This is a genomic window from Pseudomonas sp. TWR1-1-4, from assembly GCF_049897165.1.
Classification (GTDB): Bacteria; Pseudomonadota; Gammaproteobacteria; order Pseudomonadales; family Pseudomonadaceae; genus Aquipseudomonas; species Aquipseudomonas canadensis.
The window spans coordinates 378244-403661 of sequence record NZ_JAFCVS010000007.1 but is presented as its reverse complement, the minus strand read 5'-3'; the positions used below and the strand labels follow the sequence as shown (position 1 = coordinate 403661).

The following is a 25418-nucleotide window of genomic DNA, read 5'->3' as shown; positions in this document are numbered from 1 at the left end:
GTCAGGCTAAGGCGGCCAAACAAGCAAGCATACCGAGTCAGCCCGTTTGCACGGACCGGCTAAAAAGATGGCGCATTATCCTGTGATTGACCGCGCCTGTCACTGCGCAACCTCATGCACATGCACAAAGCGGGTGACAAGGGTTGTCAGCCTCCGCCGGCGAGGTTCAAACTGCGGCCTTTGTCGCCGGCGGTTTACACAGCTGCCTGGTATTAAAGCCGGAGTACAGACTCCTGGCTAACCGACCTTTATAAGGGACCCGAAAATGGAATTGGTTGTAAAAAGCGTTAGCCCCGAAACGTTGAAAACCGCCACCCTCGTGGTCGCCATTGGCGAAGGCCGCAAGCTCGGCGTTGCCGCCAAGCAACTCGACGAACTCAGCGGCGGCGCCATCAGCGCAGTGCTCAAGCGCGGCGACCTGGCCGGCAAAGTCGGCCAGAGCCTGCTGTTGCAGAGCCTGCCCAACCTGAAAGCCGACCGCGTATTGCTGGTGGGCGTGGGCAAGGACGTTGAACTGGGCGACCGTCCGTTCCGCAAAATCATCAGCGGCATCCTCACCACCCTCAAGGGCCTGGGCGGCACTGACGCCACGCTGGCACTCGATGAAGTCGTGGTCAAAGGCCGCGACAGCTACGGCAAGACCCGCCTGCTGGCCGAGAGCCTGGTGGACGGCGGCTACATTTTCGACCAGTTCAAGAGCACCAAGGCCGAACCGCGCGCCCTGAAGAAAATCACCCTGCTGACCATCAAGGCCGCCCAGGCTGAAGTTGAGCGCGCCGTGACCCACGCGACCGCCATCGCCAACGGCATGTCGTTTACCCGCGATCTGGGCAACCTGCCGCCGAACATCTGCCACCCGACTTTCCTGGGCGAACAAGCCAAGGCGCTGGGCAAAGAGTTCAAGGGCCTGAAAGTCGAAGTGCTGGACGAGAAGAAGATCAAGGAACTGGGCATGGGCTCGTTCTATGCCGTGGGCCAGGGCAGCGACCAGCCGCCACGCCTGATCGTGATGCAATACAACGGCGGCAAGAAGTCCGAGAAGCCTTACGCCCTGGTCGGCAAAGGCATCACCTTTGACACCGGCGGCATCAGCCTCAAGCCGGGCCTGGGCATGGACGAGATGAAGTACGACATGGGCGGCGCCGCCAGCGTGTTCGGCACCCTGCGTGCCGTGCTGGAACTCAAGCTGCCGATCAACCTGGTGTGCATCCTGGCCTGCGCCGAGAACATGCCGAGCGGCGGCGCGACCCGTCCGGGCGACATCGTCACCACCCTGAGTGGCCAGACCGTCGAAATCCTCAACACCGACGCCGAAGGCCGCCTGGTGCTGTGCGATGCCCTGACCTACGCCGAACGCTTCAAGCCACAGGCCGTGATCGACATCGCCACCCTGACCGGTGCCTGCATCGTCGCCCTGGGTTCGCACACCTCGGGCCTGCTGGGCAACAGCGATGAGCTGATCGAGCAACTGCTCAGCGCCGGCAAAGCCGCAGACGACCGCGCCTGGCAACTGCCGCTGTTCGATGAGTACCAGGAACAACTGGACAGCCCCTTCGCCGACATCGCCAACATCGGCGGTCCGAAAGCCGGCACCATCACCGCGGCTTGCTTCCTGTCACGCTTTGCCAAGAACTTCAACTGGGCGCACCTGGACATCGCCGGCACGGCCTGGACCAGCGGCGGCAAGGACAAGGGCGCAACCGGCCGTCCGGTTCCCCTGCTGACCCAGTACCTGCTGGATCGCGCCAAGGCCTAACGCAATCCTCCCTGTAGGAGCCGGCTTGCCGGCGATGGCTTCCTGATTCAAGGGACTCATCGCCGGCAAGCCGGTTCCTAGAAGGGGTATGCGCACGCCCAGGAAATGCAATGACCCAAGTCGACTTCTATATATTGCCCAGCGCCGACCCGCTCGCGCGCCTGGACTTTGCCTGCAAACTCACTGAAAAAGCCTGGCGCATGGGCCACCGCATCTACCTGCATTGCAGCGATGCCGCCCAACGAGATGAGCTGGATGCTCGCCTGTGGCGCTTCAAGGGCGAAAGCTTTGTGCCTCACGGCCCTGCCGAGTCCGAACCCGAAGGCCTGGTTGTCCTGGGTTTAGGGGACAGTTGCGGCGATCACCAGGACCTGCTGGTCAACCTGGACCTGAAAGTGCCGCCTTTCGCCAAGGCATTCGCCCGCGTGGCGGAAGTGGTGGTGGAGGACCCGGCTATTCGTCAGGCCGCGCGGGAGAGTTTCCGTTTCTACCGCGAACAGGGCTATCCTCTGCAAGATCACCGGCTACAACGACTTTGAGCACATGATGGACAATCCCAACCCTATAAAAAAAGACGATCACCTGCTGGACGACCTGGAGTCGATCCGTCAGTTGCTCGGTGATGATGACTTGCAACCGCCGCTGTTGACCGATTCGGTCGAGGGCGAGGTACAGATTCCGCTGTTGTTTGACATGGTCGGCGGCAAGCCCGTTGCGCCGGCACCAGTGGTCGAGACCGCCGCGCCTGCCGCTGTCGAAAAAAGTACCGACGCGCTGCTGCTGCACCTGGACAACGAACTGCGCGCCGCTGCGCAGTTGATCATGCAAGACGTGATCGATGACTTTGCGCCGCACATCGAGACCGAGATCAAGCGCCGGCTGGATGCACGGATGGAGCGGTTGCTGAGCCAATACCAGAATTGAAGCCAACGCAGATCCCCTGTGGGAGCGGGCTTGCTCGCGAAAACGGTGTGACCGTCAGCACATGCATTGGCTGATCCACCGCTTTCGCGAGCAAGCCCGCTCCCACATTTGCCGCCCATACATTTCAAGCCCGTCTTCGCCTCGCCCTGCGCCCTATCCCCCGTTATACTTGCCGGCTTTCCTGAATAAATGCCAACTAGGGTCCCGCCGCGCATGGATAAGACCTACCAGCCGCACGCCATCGAAACTTCCTGGTACAACACCTGGGAATCCGAGAACTATTTCGCCCCGCAAGGCGCGGGCGATTCCTACACCATCATGATTCCGCCACCGAACGTCACTGGCAGCCTGCACATGGGCCATGGCTTCAACAATGCGATCATGGATGCGTTGATCCGTTTCCGCCGCATGCAGGGCCGCAACACCCTGTGGCAACCGGGCACCGACCACGCCGGTATCGCCACGCAAATGCTGGTGGAACGCCAACTCGAAGCCACCGGCCAGAACCGTCACGACCTGGGTCGCGAGAAATTCCTGGAAAAGATCTGGGAATGGAAAGACCAGTCCGGCGGCAATATCAGCCGTCAGATCCGTCGCCTCGGTTCGTCCGTCGACTGGAGCCGCGAGCGCTTCACCATGGACGACGGCCTGTCGGAAGCCGTGAAAGAAGCCTTCGTGCGCCTGCATGAAGACGGCCTGATCTACCGCGGCAAGCGCTTGGTCAACTGGGACACCAAGTTGCACACGGCGATTTCCGACCTCGAAGTGGAAAACCACGACGAGAAAGGCTTCCTGTGGAACCTCAAGTACCCGCTGGCCGACGGCGCCAAGACTGCTGAAGGCAACGACTACCTGATCGTCGCCACCACTCGTCCGGAAACCATGCTCGGCGACGCCGCCGTCGCGGTTAACCCGAACGACGAACGCTACCAGGCGCTGATCGGCAAGTTCGTTGAACTGCCATTGGTCGGCCGTCGCATCCCGATCATCGCGGACGACTACTGCGACCCTGAATTCGGCACCGGCTGCGTGAAGATCACCCCGGCCCACGATTTCAACGACTACGAAGTCGGCAAGCGCCACAACCTGCCACTGCTGAACATCTTTGACAAAAACGCCGCCGTACTGCCGGCCTGCCAGGTGTTCAACCTGGACGGCACGCTGAACGAGAGCATCGACGGCAAGATCCCGGCTGAATACGCCGGTCTCGACCGCTTCGAAGCGCGCAAGCAGATCGTCGCCGCCTTCGATGCTGCCGGTTTGCTGGTGAGCGTTGACGATCACGGCCTGAAAGTGCCGAAGGGCGACCGTTCCGGCACCGTGATCGAGCCGTGGCTGACCGACCAGTGGTACGTGTCCACCAAGCCTTTGGCAGAACCTGCCATCGCCGCCGTGGAAGATGGCCGCATCCAGTTCGTGCCGAAACAGTACGAAAACATGTACTTCTCGTGGATGCGCGACATCCAGGATTGGTGCATCAGCCGTCAGCTGTGGTGGGGTCACCGCATTCCGGCCTGGTACGACGAGTCGGGCAAGGTCTATGTAGGCCGCGACGAAGCCGAAGTGCGTGCCAAGCACAACCTCGGTGCCGACATTGCGCTGCAACAGGACAACGACGTACTGGACACCTGGTTCAGCTCGGGCCTGTGGACCTTCTCCACCCTGGGCTGGCCGCAGCAGACCGAATTCCTCAAGAAATTCCACTCCACCGACGTGCTGGTCACTGGTTTCGACATCATTTTCTTCTGGGTTGCCCGGATGATCATGCTGACCATGCACCTGGTGAAGAACGAGGACGGCACGCCGCAGGTACCGTTCAAGACCGTGTACGTGCACGGCCTGGTGCGTGATGGCCAGGGCCAGAAGATGTCCAAGTCCAAGGGCAACGTCCTGGACCCGCTGGACATCATCGACGGCATCGACCTGGAAACCCTGGTACAGAAACGCACCTCCGGCCTGATGCAGCCGAAACTGGCAAAGAAGATCGAGAAGCAGACCCGCGACGAGTTCGCCGATGGTATTGCCAGCTATGGCACCGACGCCCTGCGCTTCACCTTCTGCTCGCTGGCCTCCACCGGTCGCGACATCAAGTTCGACATGGGCCGCGTCGAAGGCTATCGCAACTTCTGCAACAAGATCTGGAACGCTGCGCGCTACGTGCTGGATAAAGGCGAAGACTGCGGCCAGAACGGTGAAGCCTATGAGCTGAGCCTGGCCGACCGCTGGATCATTTCGCAGCTTCAGCGCACCGAAGCCGAAGTGACCCGCCAGCTCGACCAGTTCCGTTTCGACCTGGCCGCACAGGCCTTGTACGAGTTCATCTGGAACCAGTATTGCGACTGGTACCTGGAACTGTCCAAGCCGGTGCTGTGGGACGAAAACGCGCCGGTCGAACGCCAGCGCGGCACCCGTCGCACCCTGGTTCGCGTGCTGGAAGTGGCGTTGCGTCTGGCGCACCCGTTCATGCCGTTCATCACCGAAGAAATCTGGCAGCGCCTGGCGCCGCTGGCCGGTATCGAAGGCAAGACCATCATGCTGCAACCTTGGCCGGTGGCCAACGAAGCGCGCATCGATGAGGCAGCCGAAAGCGATATCGAATGGCTCAAGACCCTGATGATGGGCACGCGTAACATCCGTGCCGAGATGAACATCGGGCCGGGCAAGCCATTGGCGGTGTTTGTGAAGAACGCCAGTGCCGAAGACCAGCGTCGTCTCACCGAGAACGATGCGCTGCTCAAGAAGCTGGCGAAGCTGGAGTCGATCACCGTATTGGCAGCCGGCGAAGAAGCACCACTGTCCGCGACCGCACTGGTCGGCGAGATGGAAGTGCTGGTGCCGATGGCAGGACTGATCGACAAGGGTGCCGAACTGGCTCGTCTCGACAAGGAAATCGGCCGCCTGCAAGGCGAAGTACAACGCGTGGGCGGCAAGCTGTCCAACGCGGCCTTCGTCGACAAGGCACCGGCTGAAGTGATCGAGAAAGAACGCGCCAAGCTGGCTGAGGCTGAACAGGCTCTGGGCAAGCTGGCGGAGCAACATGCGCGGATCTCCAGCCTGTAAGGGGACCGCGTGTCAGAAAGAGGCCTTCGGGCCTCTTTTTTTTGGGTGTGAAAACCCAATCGATGTGGGAGCGGGCTTGCTCGCGAATGCGGTCTATCAGACACACACCCAATGACTGACCCACCGTATTTGCGAGCAAGCCCGCTCCCACATTTAACCGAGGTCAACTTCGGAATGTGTGACAATACCCACCACTTTTGAAGCAACCCCAGAATCGACGTAGCCCATGACCGCCCCCAGCACGCCAAAACCTCCGCGCAAGAAGCCTAAAACCGCCGCCACGGCCAAGCCCGTCGCGCCGCGCAAAGAGGCGACATTGCACCCACGCAACCGCCACACAGGTCGTTACGACTTCCCGGCGCTGATCAAGACCACGCCGGAACTGGCGAAATTCGTGATCATCAACCCGTACGGCAAGGAAAGTATCGACTTTGCCAGCCCGGATGCGGTGCGGGTGTTCAACCGAGCGCTGCTGAAAGCCTTCTATGGCATCCAGCACTGGGACATTCCGGCCGACTACCTGTGCCCACCGGTGCCGGGGCGTGCGGACTACGTGCACTTCCTGGCCGACCTGCTGGCCAGCACCAACGACGGCAAGATCCCGCGCGGCTCTATCGTCAAGGTGCTGGACATCGGCATGGGCGCCAACTGCGTCTACCCGCTGATTGGCTACATGGAATACCGCTGGAACTTCCTGGGCTCGGAAGTCGACCCTATCGCCGTGGCCGCAGCCAAGGCCATCGTGCAGTCCAATGACCTGAGCAAAGTCATCCAGCTGCGCCAGCAGAGCAATCCCAAGCAGATCCTGCTGGGCCTGCTGGAGCCGGGCGAGCGTTTTGACCTGACCATGTGCAACCCGCCGTTCCATGCGTCCATGGATGAAGCCACCAAGGGCAGCGAACGCAAGTGGCGTGCCCTCGGCAAGGCGGACCCAAAGCGCAAGTTGCCGGTGCTGAACTTCGGCGGCCAATCGGCCGAGTTGTGGTGTGAAGGGGGTGAAGCGCGTTTTGTGACGCAACTGATTGCCGAAAGTGCGCACTTTGCCCATAAGGTGCTGTGGTTCAGCACGCTGGTGTCGAAAGCGTCGAATTTGCCCGCGATCGAGACGGCCCTGAAAAAGGCCGGCGTGCTGGAGAGCCAAGTCGTGGAAATGTCCCAGGGCCAGAAGCAGAGCCGGTTTGTGGCGTGGACTTTCCAGACCAAGAACGAGCAACAGATCTGGCGCCAGCGCTGGGTTCGCGACTGACAAATAGCAGGCAACAAAAAACCGTGCCCGGATCGCTCCGGAGCACGGTTTTTTTTGCTGCGTCTTACTTGTTAACAGCGTCGGTCAGGCCTTTGGCCACAACCAGCTTGATAACTTTCTTGGCAGCGATTTCGATGGCGGCGCCAGTCGAAGGGTTACGGCCAGTACGGGCAGGACGCTCGGTCACTTTCAGTTTGCCAACGCCTGGCAGAGTGATTTCGCCGCCGTTTTCCAGCTGGTCAGCAACAACTTGGCTCAGTTGGTCCAGCAGAGCGCGCACGGTGGTTTTCGGTGCGTCTACTGCTTCAGCCAGGTCAGCGATCAGTTGGTCTTTAGTAATAGCCATTGTGGTGTTCCTTCCCTATCAAATTCATATGGATTGCAGAGTGCAGTGTCAGCCGTCGAGCCCGACCGTCATGGCCTGGCACCCCCGGCTATAACCACGGAGATCGGGGTTATAGATGCTTGAAACGGGGATTGGTTCGACCTGACAGATGCTGAATGCACGCTTATCGCCGAGACTTGGCGTAAGACGGGGCAAAACTAGCACAGAGACGGGGAAATATCCGCTTCTACCTACCCATTTGGTCAGCTTTATCGCTCTAAACCGTGAAAAAAAGGCATATAGCCCGTCGGAGGGCGGCCAAAACACCCTTCGAAGCCCGTCTCGGCCAATGGTGCGGTACACTTGGCGACTTTTCGGGGAGGCCCACCGCTCCCCGCTCAACCAGCCGAGAAGCCTATGCCGATCCGTCATTGCATCGTCCACTTGATCGACAAAAAACCCGACGGCACACCTGCAGTTCTTCACGCCCGCGACTCCGAGCTTGCCGAATCGGCCGCCATCGAGAACATGCTTGCCGACCTCAACGAGAGCTATAACGCCAAGCAAGGCAAGGCCTGGGGTTTCTTCCATGCCGAGTCCGGCGCGCACCCGTTCAGCGGCTGGTTGAAGGAGTATTTCGACGGTGGGCAGGACTTCACCACCTTCAGCCGCACGGCGGTCGAGCACCTGCAGAAGCTGATGGAGGAGTCCAACCTCTCCACCGGCGGCCATGTACTGTTCGCCCACTACCAGCAAGGCATGACGGACTACCTGGCCATCGCCCTGCTGCACCACAGCGAAGGCGTGGCGGTGACCGACGAGCTGGACGTGACCCCCTCGCGCCACCTGGACCTCGGCCAATTGCACTTGGCGGCACGTATAAACGTGTCCGAGTGGCAGAACAACAAGCAGTCCAAGCAGTACATTTCCTTTATCAAGGGCAAGAACGGCAAGAAGGTCTCGGAGTATTTCCGCGACTTCATCGGCTGCCAGGAAGGCGTCGACGGCCCGGGCGAGACCCGCACCCTGCTCAAGGCGTTCAGTGACTTCGTCGAAAGCGAAGACCTGCCGGACGAGTCCGCCCGCGAGAAAACCAAGACCCTGGTGGACTACGCCAGCAGCCAGGCCAAGCTCGGTGAACCGATGGGGCTGGAAGAATTGTCAGGGTTGATCGATGAAGATCGGCCTAAGGCGTTCTATGACCATATCCGCAACAAGGACTATGGCCTGTCGCCGGAAATCCCGGCGGATAAACGCACGCTCAACCAGTTTCGCCGTTTCACCGGTCGCGCCGAGGGTTTGTCCATCAGCTTTGAGGCGCACCTGCTGGGCGACAAGATCGAATACGACGAAGCCGCCGGCACCTTGATCATCAAGGGCCTGCCGACCCAACTGACTGACCAGCTCAAGCGCCGCAACTGATGCTCGGCGGGGTCTTTAAAAAAGTCCTGCTGGTGTTGCTGGTCGTGGTGGTGATCCAGAACTGGGGCAAGATCGAACGGGTGTTCAACCCTTCACAAGTGGCGCCGGAGCACGTACGTGCTTCAGCGCGTGTGGTGCTCTACTCGACCGAGTGGTGTGGTTACTGCAAGCAGATCCGCCGGTTCCTGGACCAGAAAGGCATACCCTACCAAGCGTTCGACATCGAGAAAGACGCCCAGGCGCGCAAGGCGTATGAGGCGCTGGGGGGCGCAGGGATTCCGTTTGTGGACGTGAACGGCACGCTGATTCGCGATTACAACCCAGAAAAAATCATGGCGGCGCTGAAGTAAATCAGCGCACCACGATCATCCGCCCCAATAATGTGTGCTGCTCAAAGCCGAGCACGGCCTGCAACGCATTCAACACCGCTTGCGGGTCCTTGCTCGGGAAGCTCCCGCTGACGCGCTTGGCGCCCATCTCTTCGTTGAGCAACAGGATGCGGCCGGGGTAGTAGCGACCCAGGTCCTTGACCACGTCCGCCAACGGCGCCTTGTAGTAGTTGAGCCAACCGTCGCGCCAGGCCAGGCGCGATTCACTGTCTACCGCGTGCAGAGGGTCCGCAACACCCTCGGCGTAGGCCACTTGCTGACCCGCTGTAAGAATTTGCTGCTGGCCCTGTTTGGACGGCGTCACGCCCACCCGCCCGGACAACACCGTCACCTGAGCGCCTGCCGGTTGCAGGCGCACTTCGAATTGCGTCCCCAGCACCCGCGCCTCACCGCTGCCCGCCTCCACCACAAAGGATTGCCCGGTGTGGGTCACGCTAAAAAAACCGGCACCTCGACGCAACTGGATGTGGCGCTCGCCACCGCTGAAGTCCACGGCAATGGCGCTGTCAGCATCGAGGGTCACCTGGGATTGATCGGCCAGCGTGACGGTTTTGACTTCACCCGGCGCCGTCACGTAGTCGGCACCGAGATCATCGATCCAGCGTGACGGCTGCCAGCCGGCCCCCATGGATACCATCAGCAATAGGCACGCAGCCATCGCCAAGACGCCGGACCAACGCACCACCCGTGAACGCTTCGAGGTGGTCATCGCATTGAGGTAGCCCTGCAACGCCAACGCCTCTTCATCCGCCAGCTGGCGTGCCGGCACTTCGCTCAATTCCCAGAGCACCTGGGCCTGGGAATAGGCCTCAACGTGCGCCGGATCAGCCCGCAACCACTGACTGAAAGTGGCTTGGTCGCCACTGCTGGGCTGATCATGCAATAGGCTCAGCCAGGCCAGTGCGGCTTGTTCCTGGGCGGGCGTGGGGGTGGCGTTCACGTTGCTTTCCCTGGCGTGCGTGGGGGCGATGGTTCGCGAAGGCTGGCTTTGCAGGCTTCAAGGGCACGCATCATATGTTTTTCCACGGCACTTTGGGACAGGCCCATGACCTTGGCGATTTCCGCGTACTTGCGACCGTGAATGCGGTTGAGCAGGAAAATCTGGCGCGTGCGCTCGGGCAGGCTGCGCAAGGCGGCTTCGACGTGGCGCAGGTCATTGCCGGCTTCCAATGCTGCCTGGGGTTCGGAACCTTGGTTGTCTTGCTGTTCGGGCAGCCAGCCTTCACTGCTGCGTACCCGTGCACCTTCGCTGCGCAGGTGGTCGATGGCGATATTGCCGGCGCAGCGCAGCAGGTAGGTGCTGAGCTCCTCGACCTGCACCAACGGCCGGCGCCAGAAACGCAGGAATAGGTCCTGCACCAGGTCGGCCGCCGTGGCGCGACACCCCACGCGGCGACTCACCAAGGCTTCCATCTGCGAACGCTGGGATAAAAACACCTGCAGGAAATGCGCACGCCCACCTGCCGCGTCAGCGTGCTGGCTGTCCTGGGATTCGGGTGGCGTGCTGATCATCATGGGCGGGCTCAGAGGGTGGCGAAGGCTGCAACAGGACTGGCGAGCAGACCAATGCCCGCCAGGATCAAGGCCAGCCTTGGCCGGTACGGCAATAACAGCACCAGCAGCAATGCGCTGAGCATCAACACGGCGCACCACTCCACCAGGCCCTGACCCCAACCGGCGACATCCACCGCCGGCCAGATCGACACCACCAGCAGCAACCAACCGATCACCCGCAAACCCAGGCGCCGACGAGGCGTGGGTTTGCTGTGCAGCAACTCGCCGTGGTGACGGTCAGTGGACAGGCAGAGTGCGGTGAACCCGGCGTAGCACATCAGCAGTGCGAGCAGCATTCAGTTCGCCTCCTGCTTCAGCGCCAGCGGGCGTGCGCGCTGAGCTTTAGGCGCCGGCGCGGTGCGACGCTGCATCTTCCAGGCGGCCCAGCCAAGGAATACGCCGCTGGCCAGACAGGTCAGATCAAAGCCAGCCATGGCCCAATCGCCGGTTGCCAACGAAACACCGAGGTGGTGCGATGTGGTCAACGCGTTGAGCAGTGGAATGGCGATAAACAGCAGCGCGCCGAAGCTCAGTTGCTCGACCCAACCCTGGCGGCCACGACGCAGGATCGCGTGCAACAGACTCAGGCCCCAGGCAATAAAGAAGGTTTGCACTTCCCAATCGGAACGGTCGGCAAAGCTCACCGGCAATAAACGGTTGGCCCAGAAAAATGCGGCGATGGCGATCATCAACCCGGACATGCTGGCGATGTTCAGCACTTCCACCAAGCGCAACTCAAACGGCATTACCGCAGCCTTGGCATGTTTGAGCTGACGCTTGCCGAGCCAGATCACCAGCCCGGTGCCGATCATTGCCGTGCCCGCCAAGCCACAGATGAAGTACAACCAGCGCAGGACCGGACCGGCGAAATGGCCCATGTGCAGGCCGTAGAAACTGCCGCCGATGGCTGCCGGCAGCGACTGCCCGCCATTCACCCGCACCAGCTCGCCGGTGGTGCCATTGAAGGAAACGGTGCTGCCGAAATCATGCACCACGCTATCGGAACCCGCGCGAAACACATTGACCGAGGCGTTCATATCGGCGGGATTATTGACCGCCACGCGCCCCACATGGCCACCTCCCCACTGTGCCCGCGCTTGCTCGTACATCGGCACCAGCGGTAACAGTTTTCCAGGCTGGCCCAGCGCCGGCGCGTTGTTGGTGTTCGGGAATACCTCGCTGAAAAAGGCGCGGGTGTCGCCGCCATAGGAAGCAAGAATCGGCGCCGGCATCACCATGCTCATGAAGATCACCAGGCTGCTGTAGGTGATCATCAAATGGAACGGCAGCACCAGAACTCCCACCGCGTTATGCCCGTCGAGCCAGGAACGCTGGCCTTTGCGGGGCCGGAAGGTGAAGAAGTCCTTGAAGATTTTCTTGTGGGTGATGATGCCGGTGATCAAGGCGACGAACATCACCATCGCGGCAATCGTCGACAGCCAGCGGCCCCACGGGTGAGGCATTTGTAGCTGGAAGTGAAAGCGGTAGAAGAAATCGCCGCCCATGCTTTCACGGGCTTCCACAGCCTGGCCGGTAACAGGGTCGAGGGTTTTCTGGATGAAATTGCCGCGTCGGCCGGGGTCGACTTTGTCTTGCCACATCACCGACAAACCAGGATCGCGGCTGTCTGGCAGAGTGATAAACCAACGCGCAGCGGTCGGCGCGACTTGCTGCAGATAGGTCTGGGCGACCGTCAGGCTGCGCGCATCGTCCAGCGGATGGGCCTGCACTTCAGGCTGCATCCAGTGGCTGATCTCATCCTTGAAATACGCCAAGGTGCCCGTCAGGAAAATCGCAAACAGCAGCCAGCCAAAGATCAGCCCTGCCCAGGTGTGCAACCAGGCCATGGCCTGGCGGAAACCCTCTTTCATGTGCGTGCCATCCAGAAGCCCACACCCGCCAGGGTGGCAAATACCGCGCTTGGCAACATCACGCCAAACCAGGCGCGGGGTGCGCTGCGGCAGGCGAAACACCAGAGCACGGCGAGCAGGTAGAACACGAATGAACTCATCATCCCGGTGATCACCGCATCGGCGCGCGACGTGGGCATCCATAGCGCCAGGCAGATACTGGCCAGGGAAGCCATCAGATAACCACCCACCACGGCAGCCAGCACGCGCGAGGTGACGGAGAGGCGATAGGAGACAGGCAGCGAGGTTTTGCTTTTCATGCGGGAGGCGCCAGGTTCATCAGGCCGCAATATTAATGATAAATATTCTCATAAGCAAAACAGAACGGATGAAAGACCTGCCCTGACGGATTGCCGAAGCCCGTCGCGAGCCCTACAATGCGAACAATTCTTGTTCTCTAAAGCATGCCGATGCTTGTGGAGTGTTCGCATTGAGCCCGTCCAATACCGTCGAAGTGTTGTACAACGACCATCACCACTGGCTCACCGGCTGGTTGCGACGCAAGCTCGGCTGCCCGGAAAGCGCCGCCGACCTGGCCCAGGACACCTTCATCCGCGTGCTCACCGCGCGAGAAACACCCACGCTGATCGAGCCCCGCGCGTTCCTCACCACGGTCGCCAAGCGCGTGCTGTTCAACTTCTACCGCCGCCAGGACCTGGAGCGCGCCTACCTCGACGCCTTGGCGCAGATGCCCGAGCACGTTGCACCGTCGGAAGAAGAACGCGCAATCATCCTGCAAACCCTGGTGGAGTTGGACCAACTGCTCGACGGCCTGCCCGTCCAGGTGAAGCGGGCCTTTCTGCTGGCCCAACTCGATGGCCTGACCTACGCACAAATCGGCGCTGAACTGGGCATTTCCATCGCCACCGTCAAACGCCACCTGAGCAAAGCGGCCATGCGCTGCTATTTCGCCCTATGAACTTCTCCACCCAAGTCGCCGAACAAGCCGTGCACTGGCTGATGGAAATGCAGCAAGGCGCACTCAACCCACGCCAGCAAGCCGCCTGGCAGCAGTGGTTGAACGCCCACAGCGAACACCAGCGCGCCTGGGACCACATGCAGCGCGTCAATCAGCGCCTGCGCGGCATGCCCTCGCCCCTGGCCCATGCGGCGTTGAATGCGCCAACTTCCACCAGCCGTCGCCAGGCGTTGAAATTGCTGTTGATCCTCGGCGCAGGTTCCGCTGCCGCCTGGAGCCTGCGCCAGCAACATATCCTGCCGCCGTTGACCGCCGATTACCGCAGCCCCGTTGGCCAGCGACGCAAGGTGCAATTGGCCGACGGCAGCCAGTTGCAACTCAACACCGGCAGCGCGGTGGATGTGCATTTTGATGGCCAGCAGCGGCTGATCCGCCTGCTTGAAGGCGAGATCCTGCTGACCGGTATTGCGGGCAGTACACCGCTGCAAGTGCTGACCGGCCAAGGCCTGCTCACTAGCCAGGCGGCGCGTTTTAATGTGCGGCAGTTCAACGATCACACCCAACTGGCGGTACTCGACGGTCACGTCGAGGTCATGCCCAACACCTACACCGGCCTGCCGCTGAGCGTCCAGGCCGCGCACCAGGTCAACTTCACACGAAAAGGTTGGGACACCCCGCGTGCCGCCGACGCCAACAGCGGCGCCTGGGCCGACGGCATGCTGGTCGCTGCCCACATGCGCCTGGAAGATTTCCTCGGCGAACTCGGACGTTATCGCCGTGGCCAAGTCAATTGCGACCCACAGGTGGCCAACCTGCTGATCTCCGGCAGCTACCCGCTGGACGACAGCGAACGCATTCTCGACCTGCTGGAAGTGAGCCTGCCGGTGAAGGTGCGACGCTTCACCCGCTACTGGGTGACCGTGCAGGCACGCGCCTGAAATTAATTCAAAAAACGGTGAGCCGTTTTCCACCCCTCGCGTGACAGAGAAGGAAAGCCACCTTGATCCTTCCTTCTCAGGACCGCTCTTCATGCCCCAGCAACCGACGCTTCTTGCCCGCACCTTGCGCCAACTCCTACTCGGCGCCAGCCTCAGTCTGACCGTGCTGCCCCCGGTGATGGCGGCCGACGCCAAGCCCTATCACATCGCCCCGACGTCGCTGGAAGCTGCACTGAACCAGTTTGGCCGCGAAGCCGGCGTGTTGATCTCCTTCGGTTCCGAAGTGACGGCGGGTATGCAGAGCAGTGGTTTGTCCGGCAACTACAGCGCCGCGGACGGCCTGCAGAAACTGCTGGAGGGCACCGGCCTGCAAGCCCGTGCAGAAGGCGACAATGCCTACAGCCTGCAACCGGCCACTGCACCGGCCAGCATTGAGTTGGGCACCTCCAGCGTGGTCGGCGACTGGCTGGGCGACGCGGCGCAAACCAATGTGTTCGAACACCCCGGCGCCCGCGATGTGATCCGCCGTGAAGAGTTCGAACGCCAGGGCGCCACCCAGGCCAAGGACGTGCTCAACCGCATTCCCGGCGTCAACGCCCCGGACAACAACGGCACCGGCAGCCACGACATGGCACTGAACTTCGGCATTCGTGGCCTCAACCCACGCCTGGCGTCGCGCTCCACGGTGCTGATGGACGGCATTCCGGTGCCGTTCGCGCCCTACGGCCAGCCGCAGCTTTCCTTTGCGCCGATCAGCATGGGCAATATGGACGCGGTCGACGTGGTGCGCGGCGGCGGTGCGGTGCGCTACGGCCCTCAGAACGTCGGCGGCGTGGTCAACTTCGTGACCCGCGCGATCCCGGATGCGCCCACGGTCAAAGGCGGCTTGCAGACCGAAACCAGCCCATCCTCCAGCCACGACGGCTTCAAGACCACCGGCAACCTGCTGGCCGGCGGCACCGCCGACAACGGCCTGGGCGGCGCGATTCTGTACTCCGGCACCCGTGGTGGTGACTGGCGCGAGAACAGCAACACGCGCATCGACGACCTGATCCTCAAGGGCAAATACCAACTGGATGACGCCAACAGCTTCAACGCCATGGCGCAGTACTACGAAGGCCAGGCCGATATGCCGGGTGGCTTGAACGTCTCGGACTACAAAGCGGATCCCTACCAGTCCACCCGCCCCTACGACAAATTCTGGGGCCGCCGTACGATGTTCAACGTCGGCTATCGTTATGAGCAGGACCGCCGCGAATTCACTGTGAACAGTTTCTTCACCAAGACCTTGCGCAGCGGTTACCTGGACCAGGGCACATTCCTCTCGTTGTCCCCGCGTGAATACTGGGTGCGTGGCATCGAGACCCGCTTCGCCCAAGGCTTTGACTTGGGCCCGACCAGCCACGAAGTGGGCGTCGGCTACCGATACATCAACGAGGCCGGCCACGAGCTGCGTTACCGCACGCCGATTGCCGCCAACCAGCAAATCCCCACTACCAACAGCCGCAACGACCGCGACACCCGTGGCGGCACCGAAGCCAATGCGTTCTTCATCGATGACCGGATCGATATCGGCAAGTGGACCATCACCCCGGGCATTCGCTACGAGATTATCGAGTCGCAGCAGACGAACAACCTGACCAACGTCAAATACAAGGGCGACTACAACACCGCGCTGCCGGCGCTAAATGTGCTCTACCACCTCACCGACAGCTGGAACCTCTACGCCAACACCGAAGGTTCGTTCGGCAGCGTGCAGTACAGCCAGATGCCGAACCGCGTGACCAGCGGCGAAGTGAAACCGGAAAAAGCCCGTACCTGGGAATTGGGTACCCGCTACGACGACGGCACCTTGCGTGCGGAAATCGGCGCGTTCCTGATCAACTTCGACAACCAATACGAAAGCAACCAGACCAATGACTCGGTAATTGCCCGTGGCGAAACCCGTCACCAGGGTATCGAGACCAGCATCAATTACGCGCTCGATGGTTTGAGCCCGGCGCTGGCAGGGTTCGATGTGTATGCCACCTACGCCTACGTCGACGCCACCATTCGCGAAGACGGCCCGAACAAAGGCAACCGCGTGCCCTTCTCCTCCAAGCACAAAGGCACCCTCGGTGTGGGCTACACCGAAGGCCGCTGGAAGCTCAACCTGGACAGCAGCTACCAGAGCAGCCAGTTCGCCGACAACGCCAACACCGAGAAAGAAACCGCCGACGGCGCCAACGGACGCATCCCTGGCTACATGCTGTTCAGCAGCCGTGCGGCCTATGACTTCGGCCCGCAGCTGTCGGACTTGAATGTGGCAGTGGGTGTGAAAAACATCTTCAACACCCAATACTTCACGCGCTCGTTCGACGATAACAACAAGGGCAAATACGTGGGCGAGCCGCGCACGGTGTATGTGCAGACGTCCATCGCGTTCTGATCAACTGCCCGCCAGGCACGAAGGGGTGCCGGCCACCAACGCGTCGATTGCACAACGCGTCTTGGCCGGCATGTGCGTGGCCGTCGGCCAGATGACATGGATCGGGGCGGGTTGCTCACGATAGTCAGGCAGCACCGCCTGCAATTGCCCACGCAGCACGTAGTGGGCAATCAACCAACTCGGCAACCAGGCCAGGCCCACACCCGCGATGGCGGCATCGGCCACGGCCTGCAGGTCATCCATCATCAGCGGTGAAGCCACTCGATTGCGGTGCGGGGTGTTGCTGCGGTAGGCGATGCCGCGATGGCCGGCAAGGTCTTCGATGCATGCAATCGGCCCGACGCGCTGCAAGTACGTCGGTGAAGCCGCCAGCCCCACCGACTGCTCGCCCAGGCGCCGTGCGCTGAGGCGGTCAGTATCGGGTAACGGACCGATCCGCACGGCGATATCGAAGCCCTCCTGAGCCAGGTCCACCAACCGGTCGGCGAAGCTGATCTCGATCTCCAACTGCGGATAACGCGCCATCAAGCCCCACAGCGCGGGCGCCGCATAGTGGTGCCCGAAAGCCAGCGGCAGGCTTGCCCGCAAACGCCCGCGAGGCAGTTGTCGGCCGCTTTCCAGTACCGACTCGGCGGCCTCCAGCTCAGCCAGCGCGCGCAAACAATGTTCGTAGTAAGCCTGGCCGTCCTCGGTCAACCGCTGGCGCCGGGTAGAACGTTGCAACAGGCAGGTGCCCAAGCGCGCCTCGAGTCGCGCAAGGCCCTTGCCCACGGCGGAGCGCGTCAGGTTCAGCCGTTCGGCGGCTTCGGTCAGGTTGCCGCTCTCGACGATCTGCAGAAAGAGTTCGACACCGTCAAAACGTGGCGTGGTCATGGTGCGGTTTGTCGCCCTTGATTCCCTTATGAGTGGAAAACTTATCACGAATAAGGAACTCGATTCCCCTGAAAATAGCCCGATACCCTATCGACAGGAGAGTCCCATGCCACCCGCCGTCACGTTATCGGTCGCCAATACCCGGCGCACGGCCAGAAACGGTCTTGCGCTGACCGCCGTGTGCCTTGTCGCCCTGATGTTCGGCCTGGAAATTTCCAGCGTGCCGGTCATCCTGCCGACCCTGGAAAACCAATTGGGCACTGGATTCCAAGACGCCCAATGGATCATGAACGCCTACACCCTGGCTTGCACCAGCGTACTGATGGCTGCCGGCACACTGGCCGATCGCTTTGGCCGCCGACGCATGCTGGTGCTGTGCCTGTGGGTGTTCGGGTTGGCCTCCCTGGCCTGTGGGCTGGCGAACAATGCCACCACACTGATCGCGGCGCGTTTCGTCCAAGGCATCGGCGCCGGGGCGATGATGATCTGCCAGTTCGCGATCCTGTCGCACCTGTTCCGCGAACCGGCGGCACGGGCGCGGGCGTTCGCGATATGGGGCGTGATTGCTGGAGTGGGCCTGGGCTTTGGGCCCATCGTGGGGGCGTTGATCCTGGCGGTCGCAGACTGGCGCTGGGTGTTCCTCGTACATGTACCGCTGACCCTGTTCACACTGGTGCTGCTGCGGATCAGTGTGCAGGAATCGCGGGATCCCGCTGCACATCGCCTCGACATCGCAGGCATGCTAACCCTGACACTGTCGGTGTTTGCGCTGGTCTATTTCATCACCCAGGGTACTGAAAACGGCTTTGGCACACCGCCCATGCTCGGCTGGGCGGGCTTGGCGGTAGCCGGGCTGCTGCTGTTCATTGTTGTCGAGCGGCGCAGCCCTCACCCAATGTTCGATTTCTCGGTGTTCCGCATCCAGCGTTTCAACGGCGCACTGATGGGTTCGATCGGCATGAACTTCAGTTTTTGGCCGTTCATGATCTACTTGCCCTTGTACTTCCAGGCTGGGCTTGGTTACGACACCGTGACCACGGGCGGCGCCTTGCTCGCCTACACCTTGCCCACTTTGCTAATACCTCCCGTGGCCGAGCGCCTGGCCCTGCGTTACGGTGCCGAGCGCGTCATCCCGTGTGGACTGGGCTTGATGGGCGCAGGCTTCCTGAGCATGGCCGCCGCCAATGCGGTGGCGCAACCGAGCATCGTGCTGGTGCTGATCAGTTGCATCATTGCAGGGGTGGGATTGGCGCTGACCAACTCCCCCACCACCAATACCACCACCGGTGCAGTCTCGGCCGACCGTGCGGGCATGGCGTCAGGCATCGACCTCAGCGCACGATTGATTACCCTCGCACTCAACATCGCGTTGATGGGGTTGGTGCTGCTGTTGGGGATCAGCCATCAGTTGGCAGCTGTACTGCCCGACAGCTCTGTGCTGGAGTGGCCGACCATCAGCCAGAACATCGCGGCGGGCAAGCTGGGGGCATCAGTGGGTCTGGCATTCACCGATGCCCAGGCAGCCCTGCGACATGGCATCGGTTGGGCCATGCTTTACGCGGGCCTGGGTGCAGGTGGGTTGGCGTGGTTGAGCAGGTATTTCTTCCGACGCAGCCAGTAAACGAAAACGGGCCTGCAAATGCAGGCCCGTTTTTAGTGGAGCGTGAGAAAACTATCAGCCGTTGAACACGGCGCGTTCTTTTTCCAGAAACTCCTGCTCAAGCTCATCTTCGTTGACTTTGGTGGTCGGCTGACTCTTCCCGGCAGCGCGTGGCTTGCCTTGCAGTCTGCCGAACAGATGTTCCAACGCATGGTCCAGCTTGGTCGCCGCACCGTCGATCGCCTGTTCCAGGGTATCGGCCTTGTGCAGTACCGACACTGGCTGATGGCCTTTTGGCCGCGCTTCCAGGCGGCAACTTAAATCGTGGGGACCGGGCTTGTCGCCGTTCTCATCCCGCAGGTAGACCTCCACTCGGGTCAGGTCTTCCTCGTAACGTTCGAGCGTGCTCTCAATGGTAGTACGTACCCACTCCTCCAGTCGGATGCTGCTTTCAATATGGTTATCGCTATTGACTTGGATTTGCATAGTTCTTCCCTTATTTCAGCTAGCTCGCGAGAGGTCACAACTGCAACACCGGGTCGGTGAAACCATGACCTCTTGACTACACAATTGAGCAGTCAGCAGAACAATTCAACCCCTTTGCAAAGATAAATCCCACATTACAAATTAAGTCTGACTACGAGCAAAAACGCTGTTAGGGTGGGGAGTTAGTTACATGTTCTTACGCCCAGCCAACCTCACAATTGCCCCTCTCCCAACGGGTGCAATCCGCGGAAAATCCCCGCCTCTTCAACCAGCCAATCATGCACCGCGCGCACGCCCGGATGGCTCAGTGCGCCTGGCGCATACAGCAACACGTAACGTTTGTGGTTAGGCACCGCCAGGCCGAAGGGCACGATCAAGGTGCCGCGCTCCAGCTCATCGTTGAGCAAGGTGCGCCGCGCAATGGCCACGCCCATGCCGGCGATCGCGGCTTCGATAGTCAGGTGGTTGCGGTTAAAGGTATGGCCACGGCGCACGTCGGCATGGTGATAGCCGATAGCATTCAGGTAAAACTCCCACTCGGCGTACTCATAACTCCCACGCCAGGCAGTGATGTCATGCAGCAGTGGGAAATGCACCAGGTCGGCGGGGCCATGCAGCGGTGGCCGGCCGCGCAGCAGGCTCGGAGCGCAGACCGGAAAGATTTGTTCGTCCAACAGGGCTGTGGATAACAAGCCAGGGTAGCTGCCGTCGTTCAAGTCGATGGCCAGGTCGAAGTCGCCCTCATGCAAGGCGATGCTGCTGTCCTCGGCGACCATACGCAATTGGATATCCGGAAAGCGCTGCTGCAAACGCGGTAACCGAGGGGTCAGCCACTTGCCGAGAAACGACGGGATCGAGCGCAGGCGCAGGGTGCCGCTGATCATTCCCGCGTCCAGGCGCTGCAACTCCGCGGCGATGCTGCCATAGGCCTCGCCCACCGTTGTCGCCAATCGCTGTCCCTCTGCACTCAGCTCCACCCCCCGCGCGCGCCGATGAAACAAGCGGAATCCCAAGCGCTCCTCCAACTGGCGGATCTGCTGGCTTACCGCGCCCGGCGTGATGTGCAGTTCCTCGGCGCAGCGGGTGAACGACAAATGCCGCGCAGCACAGGAAAAAACGTGCAGCCAGACATACGTCTGGCCATGAATGGGCCGGGTCATAGTGTTTAGTCCTGCTAAAGGGTGTCTTAGGATAATTCGTTGGTCAGTGCCGATCCAGAGGCTCAGTATCGCGCCAATTCCGCTCGCTCTACAAAACATGGCAGCGATTTCTACTCCATTGCTTGTAAGGCTTTAGCATGGCTATCAGTGTTTTCGATCTATTCAAAGTGGGCATCGGCCCTTCCAGCTCCCACACCGTCGGTCCGATGCGGGCGGCGGCGACCTTTGCCCAGGCCCTGATCGACCAACACCTGCTGAGCGACACTCGCCGTGTAGAAGTGCGCCTGTACGGTTCGCTGTCCGCCACCGGCGTCGGCCATGCCACCGACCGCGCCTGCGTGATGGGCCTGATGGGCGAATGGCCGGACCGGGTCGACCCCACCTCGATCAACGCACGCATCCAGCAACTGCGCGAATCCGGCCGACTGCTTCTCGGAGGTCAGCAGGACATTGCCTTCAACTGGAAGCACGATCTCCTACTGCTGGACGAAAGCCTGCCCTACCACCCGAACGCCATGTCCCTGCACGCCTACGGCGAAAACGGCCTGCTGAGCGAGCAAACCTATTACTCCATAGGCGGCGGTTTCATCATCGAAGCGGCGGAAGCGGCCTCGGGCATTGCGCCGACCAGCGATGTGGAATTGCCCTACGACTTTTCCAGCGCCGTAGAACTACTGGCCTTGTGCAACAAGCACGGCCTGCGGGTTTCCGAGCTGATGATGGCCAACGAACGCGCGTGGCGCAGCGACGCCGACATCCGCAGTGGCCTGTTGCACATCTGGTCGGTGATGCGCGAATGCGTGGAGCAGGGCCTGCGCGATGAAGGCATCTTGCCAGGCGGCCTGGACGTGCCCCGTCGCGCGGCGAAATTGCACCGCAGCCTGCTGGAAATCGGCAAGCCGAATGTCATCACGTCGACCCTGTCGGCCATGGAGTGGGTCAACCTGTTCGCCCTCGCCGTCAACGAAGAAAACGCGGCCGGTGGGCGCATGGTCACCGCACCGACCAACGGCGCGGCAGGAATCATCCCGGCGGTACTGCATTACTACATGAAGTTCAACGCCGACGCGTCTGACGACGATGTGGTCAATTTCTTCCTGGCCGCCGCCGCCGTCGGCATCCTCTGCAAGAAAAACGCCTCGATCTCCGGCGCCGAAGTCGGCTGCCAGGGCGAGGTCGGTTCGGCGTGCGCCATGGCGGCTGCGGGCTTGGCCGACATCCTTGGCGCCACCCCCGAGCAACTGGAAAACGCCGCCGAAATCGGCCTGGAACACAACCTCGGCCTCACCTGCGACCCGGTAGGCGGCCTCGTGCAAGTGCCGTGCATCGAGCGCAATGCCATCGCAGCGGTCAAGGCGATCAACGCGACGCAAATGGCCCTGCGCGGTGACGGCAAACATTTCATTTCTCTCGACCGGGTGATCCGCACCATGCGTGATACCGGCGCCGATATGCATGACAAATACAAAGAAACTTCACGGGGCGGCCTGGCGGTCAGCTGGGTGGAGTGCTGATCGGAGCACTTCTACCCGCCCCCTACGTGAGCCCGCGCAAAAATAATAACGAGGCAATACCGATGACCGATGTACGTACACCTGCTGCTGAAAATCCTGCTGCTACAGCAACAACCGTGACCACCGGCTGGACCAAACACGACACCACCTGGATGCTGGGCCTCTACGGCACCGCCATCGGCGCCGGCACGTTGTTCCTGCCGATCAATGCCGGCGTCGGCGGCTTCTGGCCGTTGATCGTACTGGCCCTGCTGGCCTTCCCGATGACCTTCTTCGCCCACCGTGGGCTAACGCGCTTTGTGCTGTCAGGCAGATCCGGCGACATCACCGAAGTGGTCGAAGAGCACTTTGGCGTCGGTGCGGGCAAGCTGATCACCCTGCTGTATTTCTTCGCCATCTTCCCGATCCTGCTGGTGTACAGCGTGGCGCTGACCAACACCCTGGGCAGTTTCATGGAACACCAACTGCACATGACCGCACCGCCTCGGGCGATCCTGTCGCTGGTGCTGATTCTTGGCCTGATGGCCATCGTGCGCTGCGGCCAGGGCGTGATCGTCAAGGCCATGAGCGTGCTGGTGTATCCATTCGTCGCGGCACTGCTGTTGCTGGCCGTCAGCCTGATCCCCAACTGGAACGGCGCGTTCTTCGCCTCCGCCGGTGATGGCATGCCCATGCCGCTGTTCCTCAAAACCCTATGGCTGGCGATTCCGGTGATGGTGTTTTCCTTCAACCACTCGCCGATCATCTCCGCCTTCGCCGTCGACCAGAAACGCGTGTACGGCGCACAGGCCGAGCGCAAAAGCAGCGGCATCCTGGCCACCGCCCACGGCATGATGGTGCTGACCGTGATGTTCTTCTGCTTCAGCTGCGTACTGGCACTGTCGCCAGCTGACCTGGCAGCGGCCAAGGCGCAGAACATCTCGATCCTGTCCTACCTGGCCAACCACTTCCAGACCCCAGTGATCGCCTACGCCGCGCCGTTGATTGCGCTGGTGGCCATCACCAAATCCTTCCTCGGCCACTACATCGGTGCCAGCGAAGGTTTCCAGGGCCTGATCGTCAAATCACTGCGCGGGCGCAACCGTTCGATGTCGGCCAAATGGCTGGAACGCTGCACGGCGCTGTTCATGGTGCTGACCTGCTGGGCCGTGGCCACCTTCAATCCAAGCATCCTGGGCATGATTGAGACCATGGGCGGGCCGATCATCGCGTGCCTGCTGTTCCTGATGCCGATGTATGCCATTCGTCGCGTGCCATCTTTGCGCCAGTATTCAGGCCAGGTGTCGAATGTATTCGTCGTAGTGATTGGGTTGATTGCGCTGTCTGCGATCGTTTTCTCGGTACTGCCCTGAAATAGATCACCCAACAAAAAGGCGAACCTCGGTTCGCCTTTTTCATGTCCCGCAATAACGGCTCGGCGCCTTATGCGGCACGGCCTTTGCTGTACAGCTGTGGAGGGAAACGGACGTTGTGAAAACCTCAGCGACGGAGTGGCCGATGGTCAGGAGACGCGAACTAATCCCGACACCGGTCGTCAATGACTGCATGTTCTTATCAGGCGGTACGCACCATGGACAATCCTTTTCAGATCATCACCGACACGTTCACCCCTGAATACCGCGTCAACTTGAGCATACAACGGCTGGACGGCAGCATCATGCTGACCCTCTCCAACGAACAAGGCGTAGTGGCCAAGCGCATGATCAGCGCCGAACAGCGCAATGATCCAGAGCGCCTCAAACGCCTGGTGCAAAGTATCCAGTTCGGTATTGCCATCGAGCAGGGCCACAGCGCCATGGAGATCCTGGCGGTGATGACGGATGGCGATCACAAGGTCCTGCAGCGACCGCCCACCCGCGCCCTGCCGTTCAGCGTCGGGCTTTAAAGTTCGCCCTTCTCGGTTTCCAGGCTCGCCTCGCCCTTGCGACGCGGGCCTTCGACCTTCACCGAAGGGAACGCCGAGGAGGCATAACGCACCACCAGAATCGCGAACGCCAACAGCAGAATCCCACCGCACAGGTAGATGATTCCCACGTCCGGCGGGTTGTGGTGCGACACGTTGGAGATCAATAGGCGCGTCAGCGCGGTGATCGCCACGTAGATCAGAAACCGCACCGGCATGTGGTTGGTCTTGAAGTAAATGCCGACCATCGCACCCAGTTCCAAGTAGATGAACAACAGCAAGATGTCATCGATCTTGATGTGCCCGTTCTCCAACATCCCCAGAAACTCCATCACCGCCGCCCAGGCCGTCACCGCACCAATGGCGAACAACGCCAGGTAGTGGAACGACTCGACGAACAGATTCCCCAGGGACTCGGCCAGCCCGTGCACTTGCTGGCGTAGCCTTTCGGCCCAATTGATCTTCACGATGATGCTTCCTTAGGTCGACTCGACCGGATAATGCGGGTTGGACGTGACGGTTGTTCTGCATGCAGAAAAAAGGCCAGGGGCAGGTATGAGATGGTGGCGGGGTGACATGAGGCACTCCAAACCTGTATTTACGGGCTACATTAAAAAACTGCTATCCAAACTCGATGGTTTGGCTTAACCTTTTTACTGTATATAAATACAGCTATCCAGAAACACCCGAACACAAGGGCTACTCCCCTTCACTACTGCACCCTGATGACGAGGCCAAAAAATGGCTGTTGAAACCCTGTATCGCAGTACCCGCGACTTGGAGACTACATTCGTGGATCGCAAACTTGCCGACGCACACGACCAGATGCTTGAACTGGCAGAGTCTCTGATGGATGTCCTGTTGAAAAACGTGGAAGGCTTGACTGAAAAGCAGGCAGAAGATGCCGGTATTTTCATGGCCAAGAACCGCGCCGCCTTTGCAGCAGCGTTCAAGAACAACGCCAGCGCCCTGGCCGAGATCGGGCAGCCAGAGGCAGAGTAAGGAGGCCGG

25 protein-coding genes are annotated in these 25418 nt (G+C 61.0%); 15 read left to right on the top strand and 10 right to left on the bottom strand.

The features are described 5' to 3' along the window. Positions 1-265 precede the first annotated feature (265 nt). The 5 genes from ACP7C6_RS23910 to rlmF all read left to right on the top strand — a co-directional run bounded on the left by ACP7C6_RS23910 (position 266) and on the right by rlmF (position 6986). The gene (locus tag ACP7C6_RS23910) at positions 266-1756 is read left to right on the top strand and encodes a leucyl aminopeptidase (protein ID WP_028618983.1); all 1491 of its coding nucleotides are present in this window, start codon (positions 266-268) and stop codon (positions 1754-1756) included. A gap of 110 nt (positions 1757-1866) precedes the next feature. Next, positions 1867-2295 carry a DNA polymerase III subunit chi gene (locus ACP7C6_RS23905; RefSeq protein WP_010212887.1) on the top strand — a complete coding sequence of 143 codons (429 nt, stop codon included), beginning with the start codon at positions 1867-1869 and terminating at the stop codon, positions 2293-2295. A gap of 7 nt (positions 2296-2302) precedes the next feature. Further along, on the top strand, positions 2303-2680 hold the full coding sequence (locus ACP7C6_RS23900) for a DNA polymerase III subunit chi (RefSeq protein WP_426109347.1): 378 nt from the start codon (positions 2303-2305) through the stop codon (positions 2678-2680). A gap of 213 nt (positions 2681-2893) precedes the next feature. Then, positions 2894-5740, top strand: coding sequence for a valine--tRNA ligase (locus tag ACP7C6_RS23895; RefSeq protein WP_426109315.1), 2847 nt, complete (start codon positions 2894-2896; stop codon positions 5738-5740). Between the two features lie 226 nt (positions 5741-5966). Continuing rightward, the gene (gene rlmF, locus ACP7C6_RS23890) at positions 5967-6986 is read left to right on the top strand and encodes a 23S rRNA (adenine(1618)-N(6))-methyltransferase RlmF (protein WP_028618980.1); all 1020 of its coding nucleotides are present in this window, start codon (positions 5967-5969) and stop codon (positions 6984-6986) included. 64 nt (positions 6987-7050) lie between these two features. Here the strand turns inward: rlmF and ACP7C6_RS23885 are convergent, their stop codons facing one another. Next, on the bottom strand, positions 7051-7332 hold the full coding sequence (locus ACP7C6_RS23885) for an HU family DNA-binding protein (RefSeq protein WP_003188840.1): 282 nt from the start codon (positions 7330-7332) through the stop codon (positions 7051-7053). A 396-nt stretch (positions 7333-7728) separates the two neighbouring features. Here ACP7C6_RS23885 and yejK point away from each other — a divergent pair, with 396 nt between their 5' ends. Then, positions 7729-8733, top strand: a complete 1005-nt coding sequence (yejK, locus tag ACP7C6_RS23880; protein WP_010212893.1) for a nucleoid-associated protein YejK — start codon at positions 7729-7731, stop codon at positions 8731-8733. Then, the gene (locus ACP7C6_RS23875; protein ID WP_122686199.1) at positions 8733-9083 is read left to right on the top strand and encodes a glutaredoxin family protein; all 351 of its coding nucleotides are present in this window, start codon (positions 8733-8735) and stop codon (positions 9081-9083) included. Before yejK ends, ACP7C6_RS23875 begins: the two co-directional genes overlap by 1 nt. 1 nt (position 9084) lies before the next feature. Here the strand turns inward: ACP7C6_RS23875 and ACP7C6_RS23870 are convergent, their stop codons facing one another. From ACP7C6_RS23870 to ACP7C6_RS23850, 5 genes are read right to left on the bottom strand one after another with little or no spacing between them, the layout of a single operon-like run. Beyond that, positions 9085-10062: a FecR family protein gene (locus tag ACP7C6_RS23870; protein ID WP_426109314.1), complete on the bottom strand. Its 978-nt coding sequence runs from the start codon at positions 10060-10062 to the stop codon at positions 9085-9087. Continuing rightward, positions 10059-10637, bottom strand: coding sequence for an RNA polymerase sigma factor (locus ACP7C6_RS23865; RefSeq protein WP_028618977.1), 579 nt, complete (start codon positions 10635-10637; stop codon positions 10059-10061). The genes ACP7C6_RS23870 and ACP7C6_RS23865 overlap by 4 nt, the downstream gene beginning before the upstream one ends. A gap of 8 nt (positions 10638-10645) precedes the next feature. Continuing rightward, positions 10646-10972 carry a DUF3325 domain-containing protein gene (locus tag ACP7C6_RS23860; protein WP_122686196.1) on the bottom strand — a complete coding sequence of 109 codons (327 nt, stop codon included), beginning with the start codon at positions 10970-10972 and terminating at the stop codon, positions 10646-10648. Further along, positions 10973-12547 (bottom strand): PepSY-associated TM helix domain-containing protein, encoded by a 1575-nt coding sequence (locus ACP7C6_RS23855; protein WP_426109313.1) that lies wholly within the window; start codon positions 12545-12547, stop codon positions 10973-10975. It abuts the gene before it with no gap. Beyond that, entirely contained in the window at positions 12544-12846 is a 303-nt protein-coding gene (locus ACP7C6_RS23850) for a DUF3649 domain-containing protein (RefSeq protein ID WP_028618975.1), read from the bottom strand. Before ACP7C6_RS23850 ends, ACP7C6_RS23855 begins: the two co-directional genes overlap by 4 nt. A 170-nt stretch (positions 12847-13016) precedes the next feature. Between ACP7C6_RS23850 and ACP7C6_RS23845 the strand changes: the two genes are divergently transcribed. The 3 genes from ACP7C6_RS23845 to fecA all read left to right on the top strand — a co-directional run bounded on the left by ACP7C6_RS23845 (position 13017) and on the right by fecA (position 16871). Then, the gene (locus tag ACP7C6_RS23845; RefSeq protein WP_028618974.1) at positions 13017-13505 is read left to right on the top strand and encodes a sigma-70 family RNA polymerase sigma factor; all 489 of its coding nucleotides are present in this window, start codon (positions 13017-13019) and stop codon (positions 13503-13505) included. Then, the gene (locus tag ACP7C6_RS23840; protein ID WP_426109312.1) at positions 13502-14443 is read left to right on the top strand and encodes a FecR domain-containing protein; all 942 of its coding nucleotides are present in this window, start codon (positions 13502-13504) and stop codon (positions 14441-14443) included. The genes ACP7C6_RS23845 and ACP7C6_RS23840 overlap by 4 nt, the downstream gene beginning before the upstream one ends. Positions 14444-14534: 91 nt before the next feature. Continuing rightward, positions 14535-16871 (top strand): TonB-dependent Fe(3+) dicitrate receptor FecA, encoded by a 2337-nt coding sequence (fecA, locus tag ACP7C6_RS23835; RefSeq protein WP_426109311.1) that lies wholly within the window; start codon positions 14535-14537, stop codon positions 16869-16871. On the opposite strand, the gene ACP7C6_RS23830 is transcribed toward fecA, so the two are convergent. Beyond that, positions 16872-17744, bottom strand: coding sequence for a LysR family transcriptional regulator (locus ACP7C6_RS23830; protein ID WP_028618971.1), 873 nt, complete (start codon positions 17742-17744; stop codon positions 16872-16874). Between the two features lie 106 nt (positions 17745-17850). On the opposite strand from ACP7C6_RS23830, the gene ACP7C6_RS23825 reads away from it, so the two are divergent. Continuing rightward, positions 17851-19365 (top strand): MFS transporter, encoded by a 1515-nt coding sequence (locus tag ACP7C6_RS23825; protein WP_236318997.1) that lies wholly within the window; start codon positions 17851-17853, stop codon positions 19363-19365. A 54-nt stretch (positions 19366-19419) separates the two neighbouring features. Here ACP7C6_RS23825 and ACP7C6_RS23820 read toward each other — a convergent pair whose 3' ends face one another. Together ACP7C6_RS23820 and ACP7C6_RS23815 are read right to left on the bottom strand one after the other, a co-directional pair. Further along, on the bottom strand, positions 19420-19830 hold the full coding sequence (locus ACP7C6_RS23820; RefSeq protein WP_028618969.1) for an HPF/RaiA family ribosome-associated protein: 411 nt from the start codon (positions 19828-19830) through the stop codon (positions 19420-19422). A gap of 212 nt (positions 19831-20042) precedes the next feature. Next, a complete protein-coding gene (locus ACP7C6_RS23815; protein ID WP_028618968.1) occupies positions 20043-20990 on the bottom strand; it encodes a LysR substrate-binding domain-containing protein in 948 nt (315 codons plus the stop codon). Positions 20991-21127: 137 nt separating this feature from the next. Between ACP7C6_RS23815 and ACP7C6_RS23810 the strand changes: the two genes are divergently transcribed. The 3 genes from ACP7C6_RS23810 to ACP7C6_RS23800 all read left to right on the top strand — a co-directional run bounded on the left by ACP7C6_RS23810 (position 21128) and on the right by ACP7C6_RS23800 (position 24389). After that, positions 21128-22504, top strand: coding sequence for an L-serine ammonia-lyase (locus ACP7C6_RS23810; RefSeq protein ID WP_426109310.1), 1377 nt, complete (start codon positions 21128-21130; stop codon positions 22502-22504). A gap of 62 nt (positions 22505-22566) precedes the next feature. After that, entirely contained in the window at positions 22567-23856 is a 1290-nt protein-coding gene (locus tag ACP7C6_RS23805; RefSeq protein WP_068937370.1) for a serine/threonine transporter, read from the top strand. A gap of 218 nt (positions 23857-24074) precedes the next feature. Then, a complete protein-coding gene (locus ACP7C6_RS23800; RefSeq protein ID WP_028618965.1) occupies positions 24075-24389 on the top strand; it encodes a DUF3509 domain-containing protein in 315 nt (104 codons plus the stop codon). Here the strand turns inward: ACP7C6_RS23800 and ACP7C6_RS23795 are convergent. Further along, positions 24386-24874: a phosphate-starvation-inducible protein PsiE gene (locus ACP7C6_RS23795; RefSeq protein ID WP_016978246.1), complete on the bottom strand. Its 489-nt coding sequence runs from the start codon at positions 24872-24874 to the stop codon at positions 24386-24388. The genes ACP7C6_RS23800 and ACP7C6_RS23795 overlap by 4 nt on opposite strands. 274 nt (positions 24875-25148) lie before the next feature. On the opposite strand from ACP7C6_RS23795, the gene ACP7C6_RS23790 reads away from it, so the two are divergent. Further along, the gene (locus ACP7C6_RS23790) at positions 25149-25409 is read left to right on the top strand and encodes a YebG family protein (protein ID WP_016978245.1); all 261 of its coding nucleotides are present in this window, start codon (positions 25149-25151) and stop codon (positions 25407-25409) included. The last annotated feature ends 9 nt before the right edge of the window (positions 25410-25418 follow it).